Source organism: Paenibacillus anaericanus (genome assembly GCF_003994475.1).
GTDB classification, from domain to species: Bacteria; Bacillota; Bacilli; order Paenibacillales; family Paenibacillaceae; genus Fontibacillus; species Fontibacillus anaericanus.
On sequence record NZ_RZNY01000004.1, the window covers coordinates 237,353 to 252,502 of the forward strand.

A 15,150-nucleotide genomic window follows, 5' to 3' on the forward strand; every position below is an offset into this window, starting at 1 on the left:
TGTAGATTAGCTATATAATTCAACCACTTGTACATACTTTCTCTCTACGGTAGCAAGTTCAGATTCTACCTTACGTTTTGCAGATTCGAGTCCAGACTGCACTATATTAATCTTGGATTTCTTCTCTCTCACCTGGTCTAATGTATCATTAATCCGCCCCTGAACAAGCCAATCCGTAATCAGTCCATCAAAGAAATAATCACCGAATTTTAGCGCCCCACTAATCTCCATATCCACTGGCAAATGCTCGCCCACATCACCTAGTTCTTTCTGGAAACGACGAAGACTATTCTGTGCAGTATAGATATGTTCCATAGCCTCATCAACGCGGCTGTGTTTAATATGCGTGGAGATCATCCCACCTCCGAGCATATCATAGGTTCCCCAGTTCTTGGCGGAACTCAGGTCGTCTTCAGCACGACCCAAATCATAAATCACCGACTGACCCGCCTGTACAGCTTCGTTTAGCTCCTTGTATTGGACTTTCAAATCTGCTTGGCGTTCAGTTAATTCCTTAAGCTCTACATTATCCCGAACAATCTGCTCCTCTTTAGTCCGGAATAATTGATCATAATCCATCTTCCAGAATCGAACTTCCTTCAATTGAAGCTCTAAATGATTGATTTGCTCAAGTGTATCTGTAACTGCACGTTCGGCTTCTCCGTATTTAAGCTTAGCCTCAAATAATTCCCGTTGTTCTTGATCAAGTTTCTCTTCTTTTTTACCAAGAATCGTATAGAAAAAATAAGTCAGTGACATGCCTGATAGCTTCTCAACATCCTTCTCCTCAGAAATAAGTCTGTTTTGCCACATATCCCTTTTAGACTCCAACTCGGCAAGCTCCTCCTGAAGTTGACCCAGGCGAGTCTCCCACTTCTCTTTCTTACGTCCAAGTTCCTTAAGCTCGATCAGACGTGCGTTCAGATCCTCAAACAAAACAATCACTCCTCTCTCAACTATGTTATGGTGAAACGATCAGGACATAACTATTTAATCACCCCAGACTAGGGCACCTTTCTCTTCTACCTTCTGTACAACGTATTCACACAAGCGGTGACTTTCTAGCGCATCACGTGCAGAGATCATCGGTTGTGTATTATCCCTGATACAGGAGATAAAATGAGTAATCATTTGTTCAAACCCTCGGCGATATAACACGGGATCCCAATCCTTAAATGTAAGCCTACCTTCTGCTCCCCCGATAAAATGAGCCTCCCGATTCAGCCCTTCGATGACCCATTTATTGCCTGGATTCATCACTTCCAATGTTTCTTCATTCGTTCCCGAATCACGATTCATCAGTCCTGTGAAGGTAAATCCATCACCTTGTAATTGAAGCATAACATAATGGAGCTTGCCTTCCTGAATATAGGAGGAAACGGATGTTTCCTTAATCTCTCCAGGAGCCAGAAAGCGAATCGTATCGACTACATGAATGAAATCATCCAATACAAAGCGGCGAGCAAAATCTGGAGAAGCCATTCTATTCTTCTGTAAATGAACCAACCGTAGGTCATCCTTCTCTTTCATTGCCGCATACATCGGTGCAAATCGTCGATTAAATCCAACCATGAGCGTGACGCCATACTCTTCCGCTAATTCAACAATTCTCTTCGATTCTTCATAATGGTATGAGATCGGCTTATCTACAAACACATGAATTCCGTTCTTGATCAACTGTTCCGCAATCTCCACATGTGAATCTGTGCTCGTATGAATAAATGCGGCATCAACCCCAGCTTGAATAAGTTCTTCAACACTTTCCACCGTTTCCTTAACACGATACTTGTTCGCTAATTGCTCCAACTTCTCACGGTTCCGGGTACAAAATACAAGTTCAATATGTTCAACTTCTGTAATCACCGGCAAATAAGCCTTGCAAGCAATACTTCCGAGTCCTATAATTCCAATTCGCATTTTACATCCTCCTAGGATCGTTATTAATATAACGTTACCATTCATTATATAGGGTTATGGACAAACTGACGACTTTCAGAATATCCATCTTCTAATTCTCTCTTTACAATCTTATGTTAATCTAAGGAAGTTTTTATAGACGTTTATTAGAGTATCACGAAGTGAGGAGATCCTAATTTGGATACATCGAAACCGCTCAATAAGCCAATACAAAAGAGTAGATTTCTACAGACAGTAGAAATATTAGGCGTGTCAGCCAAACTTGGTATGACCTCATTCGGTGGCCCTATCGCCCATCTTGGTTACTATCATGAAGAATACGTGAGTCGGCGCAAATGGTTGGATGAACGAAGTTATGCCGATCTTGTGGCTCTGTGTCAATTCCTACCCGGTCCAGCCAGTAGTCAGGTCGGCATTGGTATTGGTCTTAGCCGTGGCGGAGTTCTGGGCGCCATTGCTGCATGGCTGGGATTTACGTTACCTTCTGCCATTGTGCTTATTGTCTTTGCCCTATTCATGCAAGGGATGGATGTCGGAAGCGCCTTTTGGCTTCATGGACTGAAACTTACAGCCGTATCCATCGTAGCTCAGGCGGTATGGAGCATGGGACGAAAGCTCGCGACGGGGCGCAGTCGGGCCACGATCGCGATACTTGCAGCCGCAATCTCCCTCATCTGGCCAAACGCCTTCATACAGGTGTTCGTCATTGCCATCGCTGGTATAGTCGGCTTATGGTTGTATCGTAAATCAACCGATTCCCAGGCCGAATCTACTTTCTTCGTCCCTATTTCTCGGAAATGGTCGGTCGTTTGTTTGGTGCTCTATTTCGGCCTTCTTCTAATCCTTCCGCTGCTAGTTCGTATATTTGGCGGCGGCGGAACGACAAACGGACTGTTGCTGTTTGATAGCTTCTATCGAACGGGTTCGCTCGTCTTTGGAGGCGGTCATGTTGTTCTCCCCCTACTTCAAGGTGAAGTTATTCATACCGGATGGGTTACGGAGTCTGATTTTCTTGCCGGATACGGGCTGGTCCAAGCTGTCCCCGGACCTCTCTTCACATTCGCATCTTACTTGGGAGTACTAATTAGCGGCATTCCTGGCGCTATTATTGCTACAATAGCCATTTTCCTGCCCGCATTCCTACTCATTGTTGGCGTTCTCCCGTTCTGGAACAGTTTGCGACACAATAACAATGTACAGGGTGCATTACAAGGTGTTAATGCCGCAGTTGTCGGCATCCTGCTAGCCGCTCTATATAATCCAATCTGGACGACTTCCGTCAACACTGCCTTGGACTTCGTTCTAGTACTACTATTGTTTGGCATGCTAATCTACTGGAAGCTTCCCTCTTGGAGCGTTGTCTTAGCGGGTGCTGCTGGAGGAGTACTCCTAGGAATATTGGGTAGTTAATTCTATTCGATCTAAGAATATTAAGGCTCATAGATCATTTTTCGAGTCATTCCACCATCAATAACCAAATTAGCCCCCGTCACAAACGTATTATCGGGATGGGTTAGATAAAGACAGGCTTCTGCAATATCAGAAGGCCTCCCTACTCGTCCCGCCGGATGTTGACGGTGGTCAATCTCTGTAAGAACACTATAGTCACCTGTCTCGATCCAGCCTGGGCTAATACAATTCACCGTAATGCCATCGCTACCAAGTGACACTGCGAGCGCATGGCTTAAGGATACGATGGCTCCTTTTGAAGCAGCATACGCCTCAGATCCGGGTTCTGACATGAGAGCTCGCGTAGATGAAATATTTACGATAGAGCCCCCATTCTTGTTCCTCTTCATATATTTAGCAGCTTCCTTAGAAGCTAGAAAGCAACTTCGTACGTTGGTGTTTAACACATCATCCCATTCATCTATTGTTAGTTCATATGGAGATTTGAAGCGAGATACACCCGCATTATTAATTAAAATATCAATACTCCCGAATTTCTCATAGGTAATTGAAATAACATTTGTGATGTCAGCTTCTTTTCTGACATCACAAGGTACAAAAATAACCTCTCCACCCATCTGACTTATCTCGTTAGCAGCCTGTTCACCATTTTGTGTATTGATATCTGCTAACACAACAGATGCCCCTCGGCGAGCATAGGCTTCCGCCACTCCTCTGCCTATACCATTTCCAGCCCCTGTAACGATTACCGTATGATGTTCGAACGACATGCGCATTACCTCCCTAACGGATTAAAGTTCGAGTTGAAAATTTAGCTATGCTTAACGCGATTCTATCTTAACAATGATCACGACATTACGCTCGTTCTGCCACAAGGAGCCGGATTAATTCAGGGAGCCAATCATCGATAGCATCGAATTGATATCCAGCCCGCTCCGCTTTGGACGTATCCATGAACCAAGACGACGGTACGCCGAACGGTGACATATCCGCCTGTTCCGTCTCCGGCTGAATAACTGCAGCAACTCCTGTCTCTCTTTCAATCAAGGAAATGATCTCCCTAATGGTAAGTTTCCCGTTTGAACAGGCATTAACCGGCCCTGTTATAGGTGAGCTTCCCAGCCAATTCAGAAAAGATGCCGCCCCCGCAGAAGTGATCAATGAGATGGCCGCTTCCGGATTTGGTATGCCAATTGGAGTCTCATTCAGTACTCGTTCAACATGAAAATGGAGCCTTTTGGTATAATCATCTGGACCAAGAACAATGGGAATCCGCATAGCACACACTGGAAAGCTTGCCCTCTGGAAGAAAGTAGCTTCAGCTAGGCGTTTGCCTTCTCCATAATCAAAATCCTCTCTATTACCTGTACGTAAAGGGTAATCATATGGATCGAAAGCAGACTCTGTTGTCGCAATCTCAGAGAAATCATAGACGGATAACGTAGAGGTTAATATGTATTGGCCAACTCGACCTTCAAAGGCATCTATAGCAGCCAACGCTTCATTAGGCGAATAACAGATGTTGTCGTAAATAACATCCCATGGGCCGGCTTCGGCGGCTTTTTTTAAATCTTGCACATCCGTACGGTTCAGGGTGAGACTTCGAACAGGTCCATCAAAACTTACTTCAGTTAAACCACGCGTCGCAACGGTCACTTCGTGTTTCCCTTCTCGAAGCAACAAATTGACTAACCTTTTCCCAAAATAACGAGACCCACCTAACACTAAAATTTTACTCATCACATCAACCTCAATTCATATATTTACCCGCAGATTATTTAGTTATAAACAGACTTTTCATAAAAGCGAGCCCAGTAAGTAAACCAAAGAAGAAGTAGCCGCTCCATTTAGCCATGTGCTCGTTATAAAGTGAATAGTACGGTAAGGTAACATATTGCGAAATAACAGGGTATATCAGCAGCAGACAACACGGCAAGAATACGAAGAAAAACAGCGGTCTATGAAACTTGCGTCGGTTTGGCACCCCATTCAGCAGACTCAAATAGACTCCAAATACAAATGCATAAACGATATGGCCAATTAAGGTGTAGTCCACTTTGCCCAGAGAGTCATTTTTTCTCGCCATCATATCCATAAATTGATTACCGTAATAAACAAGCAGTAACGCACCAACAATCCACAAGAAGTAATAAAAATATCCTTTTTTCATATCCTAACTCCCCTAGTATTTAATATGGTTAACTTGTTTTACAGCTTTGTCACCGGATTTAACATGCTTAAGCTGAGCAACGATAATTATGGTGATGACTACCAGTAGAAACCACGAGCTAATTTTACCGAGATGGACCAAACGCCAAACATGCTCTTGATCCGGATAGCGCCAGGCTCCAAGAAAAGTTGAGATGTTCTCAGCAATCCAGATGAAGAAGCCAATCAGCAAAAATGCTAATGTGAGTGGCATCCGATAAATAGTGCCTGAAATGGTGAAGTGAACCCACGTTCGGATAAACACGATCAACAGTAACCCAATCAGCACCCAGCGGTAGTCACCTATGAAATGATGCGTGAAGAAGTTGAGGTAAATCCCCGTACTCAGTGCGACCGCAAATATCGTTCTCGGCCAACCTGTAATATGCAGATCGAATCTGCGCCAAGACTGACATATATAACTTGCCACACTGGCATACATGAACCCACTATATAGAGGCACCCCAAATACTTTAATCCACCCTTCCTCAGGATATGACCATGACCCCATATGTACTTTGAATATTTCCAAAGCTAGGCCAATCACATGAAACATACAGATCACTTTGAGTTCATCAATGGTCTCCAGCTTAAACAACACCATACCCACTTGTGCTAACAGACAAATAATAAGAATTAGATCATATCTCGGCAATCCTGGTATCCCAACTACTTTAGTTAACGCGAGTGTCAAGAAGATTATAACTGGAAAAATACACGATAACGCCTCTAGCCAACCGAATAGTAACAATTTACGTACAAACGTCATGTTTCCCTCCACTGTAAGTAACCGGACAGATGCCGGATATTCAGCACCTTACTAGCGCGCCGTGATTCATTCAGATTTTACCATAAAGTGACTTGAAGGTAGGGACATTTTTGTATCCAACTTGTTACTTGAACCATGGAACTAGTGATAGATATGAGCTTAGATTCCTGTCGATAGAGCCTTTTTTAATAATAAAAACCCACTCTGCCTTGTTCATACAATTGCATTACGCTGGTCCATACGAGAAGTTTTGTTACTATTGTAATTCTTGTCTTCATATGAAAATTCACCTTTATCCTTGATAGATTCCAATATAAAGGCTAAACCTCTCACCTGAAATTGCGATACATTAACTCAACATTAAACTGAAGTGAAAGTCACAGGTTAAACACGGAGGATAACAAAGAAAACCCACTGGATGAACCAGTGGGTTTCTTCGTTATTACCTATTCTTATGCGCGTAGAGGGACTTGAACCCCCACGTCGTGAAACGCCAGATCCTAAGTCTGGTGCGTCTGCCAATTCCGCCATACGCGCGCATGATTACGGCGTTCTCACCGTATCTGTCCTAGATGCATAATGCAGCAGCGACAATTAATATATTAACAAATCCGGACTACGAAAGTCAAGGTTTATTTTCGAATAATAATTATCGCGATTGCCCCTGACTTATCATTCAATAACATCTTACCGATAAAATATATGTAGTTAACTTATTAGGAGGTAGACACCATGGATATTGTTGCACTTTCAACTAGAATGGCACAAACCAACTTACAGCAAGAGGTAAGTATCTCTGTTGTTAAAATGTCAAAAGATCAAGCTGTCATCGAAGGCCAAGCCCTCATCAAAATGATGGAGCAAAGCGTTCTGCCTAATCTAGGTGGCAATCTCGACATCAAATTGTAGCATGCACAAGCTTGGAGAGGCTCTCAGCCTCTCCACTCTTTCAGGTAGTTAATTTATGTGAATAATCATGAATAAACAACAAAAAAAACCTTGATATCCAAGGCTTTCTTCTTGATGCGCGTGAAGGGACTTGAACCCCCACGTCGTGAAACGCCAGATCCTAAGTCTGGTGCGTCTGCCATTCCGCCACACGCGCGTGTACTCTGTATCGCATCAGCGACAAGATATATCTTATCATGTTGCTATATCATGCGTCAAGCTTTTTTTAAAAAAATATCAACTGTACGTAATTTAGAAAACCAATTCGAATTTGTAGTGCAAGCCACTAAATAACATCCTCAACCACAAGTAGCTGCGGCCAAATTCGTAACCATTCTTTCTGAGCTATCCTTCTCATAAATAACTCATTATCTCGACAATAAGGACTTTGACGTACCCTTAGAGAGAACAAATCATCCAGTCCATGAGGCGCAATGAGTTCGACCTCTCCGTTCCTATTCAAACGTACACCAACTGCCGTGGCGGTCTCTGGCCAACGCAACATGGCATCCTCTACAGAACAATGAGGTGACTCACCACTCTTCATGTGCATCCGCGCTTGATTTTTGACAGACCAATTATGTGTAGGATTTAATTCCCTCAATTTGGCCTCATACTCTTTCTCAACCTCTTCCTCCAAACATGAAGGGTCATAATATAGGACGTCGACATCGTTATAAGGAGTTCTAAGCTCATATCCGTGTAGGATGTCCCAGACATAATTACGTAGATATCCTGCAGCTATACATGCTTGTGGTAACGATAGTAAAGACACTGACTCCAAATCGGCCATCATGTCAGAATTCTCTCTAATCATATGAAGCAATCCCTCGGCATCCAATCGTATTGCTCTTGTATTCATACTCACCAGTCCCCTACTCTACCTATAAATACTTCTTAAACGCTTTGCTAGATTCGCCATCAAAACCAAGTGCCGAATAAAAACGGTGTGCATCTACTCTTGCTGAGCCGCTTGTTAACATCAACTTAACACAACTGCGCTCCTTAGCTAATTCCTCAGCAAACTTCATCATCTGGTTCCCTATGCCCTTACCTCGCTGTTCGGAAGAAACAACAACACGCTCAATAACTCCGAATGGTCGATCCCCACTAAGCGCATCAAGACAAATATGTAAGTGTAGTGTACCTAGTATGCACCCGTCCTCCTCATAAACTAACAAGAAACTATCAGCACTTTCTCTAACCTGTTGAATTCGCTCGGGCCAGACAGCAATCTCTTGATTATTGGGCAAAAGCACCCGGTATAATTCCTCAATCACCGCCGCATCATGAATCTCCGCTTCTCTTATCATTATTCCCCCACCCTTACTGGTTAATATGAAGATAAGTTCTTCAACTTTAATTAGAATTGCTAATTAAGGTTCCAATCGTAATCTATCAAGTTAGCAACACATGGACTAATAAGCGACACTTCGAGTGCTAACGGGATTTACTCCTGCTAAATGTGTGTTCATACTCATGATACCTAAATTAACTGGAAAAACCGGAGCTAATCCACCATATAAGCCTCATTTAGGCGCAATGTAGGTAAATTAGCTGGAGGTTTTCCAGTTATTTGAAGCGAGTATGAATTGACCTGCAAATTAGATGGAGTAATTCCAACTAAGTGTACAGGTCTGGGTCTGGGTCTGGGTCTGGGTCTGGGTCTGGGTCTGGGTCTGGGTCTGGGTCTGGGTCTGGGTCTGGGTCTGGGTCTGGGTCTGGGTCTGGGTCTGGGTCTGGGTCTGGGTCTGGGTCTGGGTCTGGGTCTGGGTCTGGGTCTGGGTCTGGGTCTGGGTCTGGGTCTGGGTCTGGGTCTGGGTCTGGGTCTGGGTCTGGGTCTGGGTCTGGGTCTGGGTCTGGGTCTGGGTCTGGGTCTGGGTCTGGGTCTGGGTCTGGGTCTGGGTCTGGGTCTGGGTCTGGGTCTGGGTCTGGGTCTGGGTCTGGGTCTGGGTCTGGGTCTGGGTCTGGGTCTGGGTCTGGGTCTGGGTCTGGGTCTGGGTCTGGGTCTGGGTCTGGGTCTGGGTCTGGGTCTGGGTCTGGGTCTGGGTCTGGGTCTGGGTCTGGGTCTGGGTCTGGGTCTGGGTCTGGGTCTGGGTCTGGGTCTGGGTCTGGGTCTGGGTCTGGGTCTGGGTCTGGGTCTGGGTCTGGGTCTGGGTCTGGGTCTGGGTCTGGGTCTGGGTCTGGGTCTGGGTCTGGGTCTGGGTCTGGGTCTGGGTCTGTGTCTGGGTCTGTGTCTGGGTCTGGATTTGGGTTTCGATCTAGATGCATATCTAGATCCACATCTACATCGAGAATTGCATCCAGGTCCGAAATTATCATCTACAAGTATGTAATAACCAATTCATTACTCAATTATTTCGTAAAGCTTCATCCTTCGGCAATAGAACGGTCAATAATCCGATCAATGGGAGAAAAGCACAGATCTTCATAATATAGAAGATTCCCATTTGGTCTGCGAAGTTCCCGAGGAAAGCTGAACCTAGTCCCCCGAGCCCAAAAGAAAGTCCAAAGAACAACCCCGATACAAGTCCCACTTTACCAGGTAATAATTCTTGAGCATAGACCACGATAATGGAGAAAGCTGAGGACATGATGAAACCTGCCACAACGACAAGTATCCCCGACCAGAACAAGTTCGCATAAGGAAGTAAAAGTGAGAAAGGCGCTGTACCGAGTATTGACACCCAAATAATATTTCGGCGACCAAATCGATCGGCAAGTGGTCCCCCGAAGAATGTCCCCACCGCAGCAGCAGCTAAGAATGCAAATACATAATACTGAGCCACTTCTTTAGCTACTCCGTAGTGGTCCATGAGAAAGAATGCGTAGAAGTTAGAAATGCTTATCGAATATACATTTTTAGAGAATAAAAGTAGCACCAATATAGTAATCGCAAGACCGATCTTTCCCTTGCTAAGGGAAGGTCTATTCAGTTGATCAGCTCCAACAGAGGTACGCTTCTTGCGAGGCTGTATTACTTGCGAACCGTACCATTTCGCAACGTAGAACTGAATAACGATAGCCACAATCGCAGCTAGTGCGAACCAAGCAACACTGGTTTGTCCCAGTGGGATGAAGATTAATGCCGACATTAGTGGGCCAAGTGAGGTCCCAACATTCCCGCCAACCTGAAAGATCGATTGGGCCAGCCCACGTCGGTCACCTGCCGCTAAATAAGCAACGCGTGACGACTCTGGATGAAACACCGAAGAACCCAGGCCTACGGAAGTCACGGCAAGTAGGATAATACCGTAGGTCGGTGCGTATGCGAGCAAGAGCACGCCAATTAGTGTAAAGAAAACACCCACTGGAAGGATATACGGTCTTGGACGTTTATCTGAATATAATCCGACGAGCGGCTGGAATACCGATGCCGTCATATTCATGGCAAAAGCAATCCATCCAATTTGTCCGTAACTTAGGGATAATGATTCACGAAGTACTGGAAATAGTGCAGGAATAGCAGACTGCATCGTATCATTTAGCAAATGTACCATACTGATCGCAAATAAAATGGGGTACACAGTTTTTGCCGGTGAAGCTGCTTTTGTAGCAGTTTGATTCATTTATCTCTCTCCATCCATCTCTGTTATGATCAGAAGTTGAAATTGTCTGGATCCGATCCATATCGTAAATCCTGATTCAGAGCTTCAATAGCAGCTAGATCTTCAATATCCAATTGAAAATCAAAAACATTCGCATTTTGAACAATTCGTCCTTCATTTACTGATTTAGGTATCGTAACAACACCTACTTGTAAATCCCAACGCAGAATGACTTGAGCAACATTCTTACCATGTTTTGCTGCGATGGCCTTCAGTGTTTCATTTTCGAGCAGTTTTCCCTGTCCAAGCGGTGACCAAGCTTCGAGTTGAATCCCTTTATCTTGATTAAACTGGAGTAACTCTTTTTGGAACAAATGTGGGTGAAACTCAACTTGGTTGACTGCAGGAACGACTTCAGCATCGGCAAATAGATCCTCTAAATGATGGATATTAAAATTGCTGACCCCGATTGCACGAACTTTACCTTCTCTATATATTTTCTCTAAAGCTCGCCAAGTATCCTTATATTTTCCTTTCACTGGCCAGTGAATCAGAAATAAATCAAGATAATCAACATTTAATTTACGCAGACTCGTATCAAATGCTTCCAGTGTGGTCTCATATCCTTGCATACTGTTCCATACTTTCGACGTGATGAATATATCTTCACGAGCCAGCCCGTTCTCAAGTATTGCTTCTGCAACAGCCTGACCAACGCCTTCTTCATTATTGTAAGCAGCAGCCGTATCGATACTACGATACCCGTGGCGAATTGCAGTTTTGACAGCAGATACAACTTCTTCGCCCTCTTGTGCTTTATACACGCCTAGGCCGAGCCACGGCATCTTAACTCCATTGTTAAGTGTTACAGTATCCTGTAGATGGTTTAGCATAGTTTATATCCTCCTCAAAATTATATTTTACTATTCTATTATGAAGGACCGATCGGTATTTTAAAAGAGAACACGAATTTAAAGACGACCGGAGAATGACTCCGGCCGCCAACATATTAATAGTGCAAATTCTACAACCACACGTTTTTAAAACGAAATCATCGCCCCGGTCTCATCAAATACAGCCGAGGGATTCCAAGCAATCTCCCAAACATTATATTCAGGATCTGCAAAATAAGCCGTACGACCTCCCCAGAATGCTTCTTCTGGTTCCCTAAGAATCAAAGCCCCGGCTTCCCTAGCTTTCTCAATTGCATCATCTACCAGTTCCGGTTCTTCCACATTCACCGCCAGCGTTATTCCTCGAAAGGAGGGTTTCGTATCGCTCACAACCTGCTCATCCAGGCCTGCATCCTTTACTAATTCATGATAAGGAAACAAGCTAAGCAGCACTCCCGCGGTCGTAAAAACACAATATTCATCCGTACTTGTGGGCGTGTCTTCCCAGCCTAATCTTTTGTAGAAAGATCTTAAACTGGGTAAATCCAGTGCACCTAAAGTGACCAACGTGACTCGTTGCGGTATCATACGTTTTTTCCCTCCCAAATCGTATTTGTAAATACAGAATGCAAGGTAACCCGGTATGAAAATTACTTTTTATGGTATTATATATCCTACATGAAAAATACAAAAATGACCAGAAAAGTGTTGATAAATACACTCTGGTCATTAAGCGCCTTAGGCGGTCTCTCTAGATTGACGGAGTCTTTGTCTCGCACGATAGAGGATAATTTTAAAGTGTGATAACGTGATTCCCATGAGCTCGGCTGATTCTTGATAAGAGAATCCTTGCACATCATATAATAAAACCGCATGTTGCTGATTCGGTTGTAGTAAGGACAACATTCCATATAGCTCATTTCGATTCTCTTGCGTGATCACATTTGACTCTGGAGTCTCCTCACTAGCAAAGTCAATAAAGAAATCATTATCATAAATGGATGAACGACTCTCCTTACGAATCAAGTCAATATACGCGTTATGGGCGACCCGTAGTAACCACGATTTCGCCTGCTTACCATCCAATGCATCTACATGTTTCAATGCCCGGCAGAACACTTCCTGCGTTAAGTCCTCAGATGTATGATGATTTCGACTCAAATAGAGTAAATAGCGGTACACATCTTTACTATAATTACGATATATAATGTCTATTCCATTCGTCTTCATTTTGATAATCCCCCTTAAAATAAGCTATGCTTGCCTTAGTCTCATCTGCTCACCAGAATCCATATTGGCTATGTAAACAGCACCCTTTTGTTAGCGCCATTTTAATTCGATTTGATTTAATGCCAGAGCAGCTTGTTTCCGCAGTGTACTGATCTGAGATTTGTCGCTAATTAGTAGTAGCAGCAGAACAATGAGGGCAAGCAATATCCATTTTTTTCTATTCATTTGGATAGCCCTCCATCTTAAACTTATTAACCTAAATTCATTATGAGGGGGAGAGTTTAAGTCCCCACTAAGAAAACCTTAAGATTCTATTAAGATTTGCCTTAAACAACAATATTTTAGGATTGTAGGATAAAAAAACGCGTTATTCCATCAAAAGGAATAACGCGTTTTCTTCTTAATAATTTACACTTTTTTAAAAAATAGTTCTTATTCCCTAATTATAGTTGCGTCCAAGACGAACCGTAAATACCGTCCGGTATTCATCACTATCTGCTCCAATACTCCCATGATGCAGATCAACGATATGCTTGGCAATGGCCAAACCAATCCCCGAACCACCTGTATTCTTAGCGCGTGATTTCTCTACACGATAGAAACGATCAAACAAATGAGGTAAGTCTGACTTAGGAATAGGTTCTCCATAATTGACCACATCCGTAACCACCTCTTGCCCATCGAAACGTGCACGAATATCTAAATATTTACCATCATGACCGTAGCGAATGGCATTTGAAATCAGGTTCTCGTACACCCGTCTCAGTTTATCACCATCTGCCATCACATACAGTTGCTGTTCTTCCATTAAGAGTCGGCATTCCATACCACTCTCTTGGAATTGCCAGGCGAAATGTGCAGCGATTTGATGTAACATCTCCACTAAATTAATTTTGCTTATATAGAGTTTCATTTCCTTATCTTGGAGTCTAGTATATTCAAACAAATCCTGTAACAACTGCTTTAATCGGATCGATTCCTCATATGCCATATTAACATAGTATCGCAGCTCTACTTCATCCCTATAGCGATCCTGTTCAATCAAACCTAGATATCCTGTAATGGAAGTCAGTGGTGTTCGCAAATCATGAGAAACGTTAGTGACGAGTTCGTTTTTCGTTCGTTCAGCACGCCGCTCTTCCTCCATCGAAGTCCTAAGCCTGTCCACCATTCGATTAATATCCGTAGCTAATTGACCTAATTGACCTACATTTTCCACCGGAATTCTATTCGCAGAGTCTTCTTCCATGTTATGAACTTCTTCAATTAATAATTTCAAATACTTCTCTTCGTGACGTCTGACGCTCCGCCTATAGAAGTATAATGCGAATAACAGCAGGATCGGTACCCCAACTATGTAATAAGCCGTCGGATAGCCAATATTCAAGTTGATCCATGCCATGACTGTATATAAGGATACACTTGGGTAAAATTTATAGAACAGCTTACTTAAGAGCACAAGAAACAACAGCGAGACAACCGTAGTTATAATCGTCCAGAACAACCAAGCCAGAAAACGTAAACTAGCTTTCAAGTTTGTAGCCTACCCCCCATACCGTGTGGATCAGCTTTTCCCCATCCATTTCCTTCTCTAGCTTTTCGCGTAACCGGCTAATATGCACTGTAACTGAATTATTGCTCTCGAAATACTTGTCCTTCCATATTAGCTCAAAAATTTCCTCCGAGCCAAATACTCGGCCTGGATGACTAGCAAGCAAGAACAAAATTCCAAATTCAATAGGTGTCAACTTTACGGGGCGCCCATCAATGGTTGTAGTATGTGTTTCTTTATCAATTTGTAGTGAACCAAATTTAATGATGTGATCTTGGGTAGTATGCGCTGATTGAGTCGCAGCATAAGAGGAGCGCCGCAGTAACGATTTAACCCGTGCAACCAGCTCCAGTGGATTAAACGGTTTCACCATATAATCGTCTGCACCGGTCATTAGCCCCGTAATTTTATCCATATCTCCATCTTTAGCGCTGAGCATCAGAATAGGTGTTGTCCGTGTCTCACGTATCTTTAAACAAACAGAAATACCATCCAATCCGGGCATCATCACATCAAGAATGATTAAATCAATTTCTTCCTGCTCCATCATATCCAAAGCCAATAGTCCGTTATCCGCTTTAAAGACAATATATCCTTCATTATGAAGATAAATCTCTATTAATTTAGCTATTTTATCGTCATCATCCACAATTAAAATTTGTTTACTCATAAGGT

18 protein-coding genes and 2 tRNA genes are annotated in these 15,150 nt (G+C 43.3%); 3 read left to right on the plus strand and 17 right to left on the minus strand.

The window, feature by feature from the left end:
- Positions 1-6: 6 nt before the first annotated feature.
- A complete protein-coding gene (locus EJP82_RS07365) occupies positions 7-936 on the minus strand; it encodes a hypothetical protein (RefSeq protein ID WP_127191395.1) in 930 nt (309 codons plus the stop codon).
- Between the two features lie 54 nt (positions 937-990).
- Positions 991-1,917: a Gfo/Idh/MocA family protein gene (locus EJP82_RS07370; RefSeq protein WP_127191396.1), complete on the minus strand. Its 927-nt coding sequence runs from the start codon at positions 1,915-1,917 to the stop codon at positions 991-993.
- A 177-nt stretch (positions 1,918-2,094) separates the two neighbouring features.
- Here EJP82_RS07370 and EJP82_RS07375 point away from each other — a divergent pair, with 177 nt between their 5' ends.
- Complete coding sequence (locus EJP82_RS07375) at positions 2,095-3,327, plus strand: chromate transporter (RefSeq protein WP_127191397.1); 1,233 nt, start codon at positions 2,095-2,097, stop codon at positions 3,325-3,327.
- A 20-nt stretch (positions 3,328-3,347) separates the two neighbouring features.
- On the opposite strand, the gene EJP82_RS07380 is transcribed toward EJP82_RS07375, so the two are convergent.
- The 5 genes from EJP82_RS07380 to EJP82_RS07400 all read right to left on the minus strand — a co-directional run bounded on the left by EJP82_RS07380 (position 3,348) and on the right by EJP82_RS07400 (position 6,841).
- Positions 3,348-4,097 carry an SDR family NAD(P)-dependent oxidoreductase gene (locus tag EJP82_RS07380; RefSeq protein WP_127191398.1) on the minus strand — a complete coding sequence of 250 codons (750 nt, stop codon included), beginning with the start codon at positions 4,095-4,097 and terminating at the stop codon, positions 3,348-3,350.
- An 85-nt stretch (positions 4,098-4,182) separates the two neighbouring features.
- Positions 4,183-5,067, minus strand: a complete 885-nt coding sequence (locus EJP82_RS07385; protein WP_127191399.1) for an NAD-dependent epimerase/dehydratase family protein — start codon at positions 5,065-5,067, stop codon at positions 4,183-4,185.
- A 34-nt stretch (positions 5,068-5,101) separates the two neighbouring features.
- Positions 5,102-5,497 (minus strand): hypothetical protein, encoded by a 396-nt coding sequence (locus EJP82_RS07390; protein WP_127191400.1) that lies wholly within the window; start codon positions 5,495-5,497, stop codon positions 5,102-5,104.
- A gap of 12 nt (positions 5,498-5,509) precedes the next feature.
- The gene (locus EJP82_RS07395; RefSeq protein ID WP_127191401.1) at positions 5,510-6,304 is read right to left on the minus strand and encodes a DUF817 domain-containing protein; all 795 of its coding nucleotides are present in this window, start codon (positions 6,302-6,304) and stop codon (positions 5,510-5,512) included.
- Positions 6,305-6,759: 455 nt separating this feature from the next.
- Positions 6,760-6,841 (minus strand) — tRNA-Leu (locus EJP82_RS07400).
- 195 nt (positions 6,842-7,036) lie between these two features.
- On the opposite strand from EJP82_RS07400, the gene EJP82_RS07405 reads away from it, so the two are divergent.
- Positions 7,037-7,213, plus strand: coding sequence for a YjfB family protein (locus tag EJP82_RS07405; RefSeq protein ID WP_127191402.1), 177 nt, complete (start codon positions 7,037-7,039; stop codon positions 7,211-7,213).
- Positions 7,214-7,328: 115 nt separating this feature from the next.
- Here EJP82_RS07405 and EJP82_RS07410 read toward each other — a convergent pair.
- From EJP82_RS07410 to EJP82_RS07420, 3 genes are all read right to left on the minus strand, one after another.
- Positions 7,329-7,409, minus strand: a tRNA-Leu gene (locus EJP82_RS07410).
- A 129-nt stretch (positions 7,410-7,538) separates the two neighbouring features.
- On the minus strand, positions 7,539-8,114 hold the full coding sequence (locus EJP82_RS07415; RefSeq protein ID WP_127191403.1) for a nucleotidyltransferase family protein: 576 nt from the start codon (positions 8,112-8,114) through the stop codon (positions 7,539-7,541).
- Between the two features lie 22 nt (positions 8,115-8,136).
- Complete coding sequence (locus EJP82_RS07420) at positions 8,137-8,565, minus strand: GNAT family N-acetyltransferase (protein ID WP_211350056.1); 429 nt, start codon at positions 8,563-8,565, stop codon at positions 8,137-8,139.
- A gap of 279 nt (positions 8,566-8,844) precedes the next feature.
- Here EJP82_RS07420 and EJP82_RS28140 point away from each other — a divergent pair, with 279 nt between their 5' ends.
- Positions 8,845-9,588, plus strand: coding sequence for a hypothetical protein (locus tag EJP82_RS28140; protein WP_211350057.1), 744 nt, complete (start codon positions 8,845-8,847; stop codon positions 9,586-9,588).
- Positions 9,589-9,603: 15 nt separating this feature from the next.
- Here EJP82_RS28140 and EJP82_RS07435 read toward each other — a convergent pair whose 3' ends face one another.
- The 7 genes from EJP82_RS07435 to EJP82_RS07460 all read right to left on the minus strand — a co-directional run bounded on the left by EJP82_RS07435 (position 9,604) and on the right by EJP82_RS07460 (position 15,145).
- The gene (locus EJP82_RS07435) at positions 9,604-10,821 is read right to left on the minus strand and encodes an MFS transporter (protein ID WP_127191405.1); all 1,218 of its coding nucleotides are present in this window, start codon (positions 10,819-10,821) and stop codon (positions 9,604-9,606) included.
- A gap of 29 nt (positions 10,822-10,850) precedes the next feature.
- Positions 10,851-11,693: an aldo/keto reductase gene (locus tag EJP82_RS07440; RefSeq protein ID WP_127191406.1), complete on the minus strand. Its 843-nt coding sequence runs from the start codon at positions 11,691-11,693 to the stop codon at positions 10,851-10,853.
- Between the two features lie 147 nt (positions 11,694-11,840).
- Positions 11,841-12,281, minus strand: coding sequence for a VOC family protein (locus tag EJP82_RS07445; protein WP_127191407.1), 441 nt, complete (start codon positions 12,279-12,281; stop codon positions 11,841-11,843).
- Positions 12,282-12,431: 150 nt separating this feature from the next.
- Positions 12,432-12,923 carry an RNA polymerase sigma factor gene (locus EJP82_RS07450; protein ID WP_127191408.1) on the minus strand — a complete coding sequence of 164 codons (492 nt, stop codon included), beginning with the start codon at positions 12,921-12,923 and terminating at the stop codon, positions 12,432-12,434.
- Between the two features lie 90 nt (positions 12,924-13,013).
- On the minus strand, positions 13,014-13,148 hold the full coding sequence (locus EJP82_RS28625) for a hypothetical protein (protein WP_281278186.1): 135 nt from the start codon (positions 13,146-13,148) through the stop codon (positions 13,014-13,016).
- Between the two features lie 214 nt (positions 13,149-13,362).
- Positions 13,363-14,457: a sensor histidine kinase gene (locus EJP82_RS07455; RefSeq protein ID WP_127191409.1), complete on the minus strand. Its 1,095-nt coding sequence runs from the start codon at positions 14,455-14,457 to the stop codon at positions 13,363-13,365.
- The gene (locus EJP82_RS07460; protein WP_127191410.1) at positions 14,447-15,145 is read right to left on the minus strand and encodes a response regulator transcription factor; all 699 of its coding nucleotides are present in this window, start codon (positions 15,143-15,145) and stop codon (positions 14,447-14,449) included. The genes EJP82_RS07455 and EJP82_RS07460 overlap by 11 nt, the downstream gene beginning before the upstream one ends.
- Between the last annotated feature and the right edge of the window lie 5 nt (positions 15,146-15,150).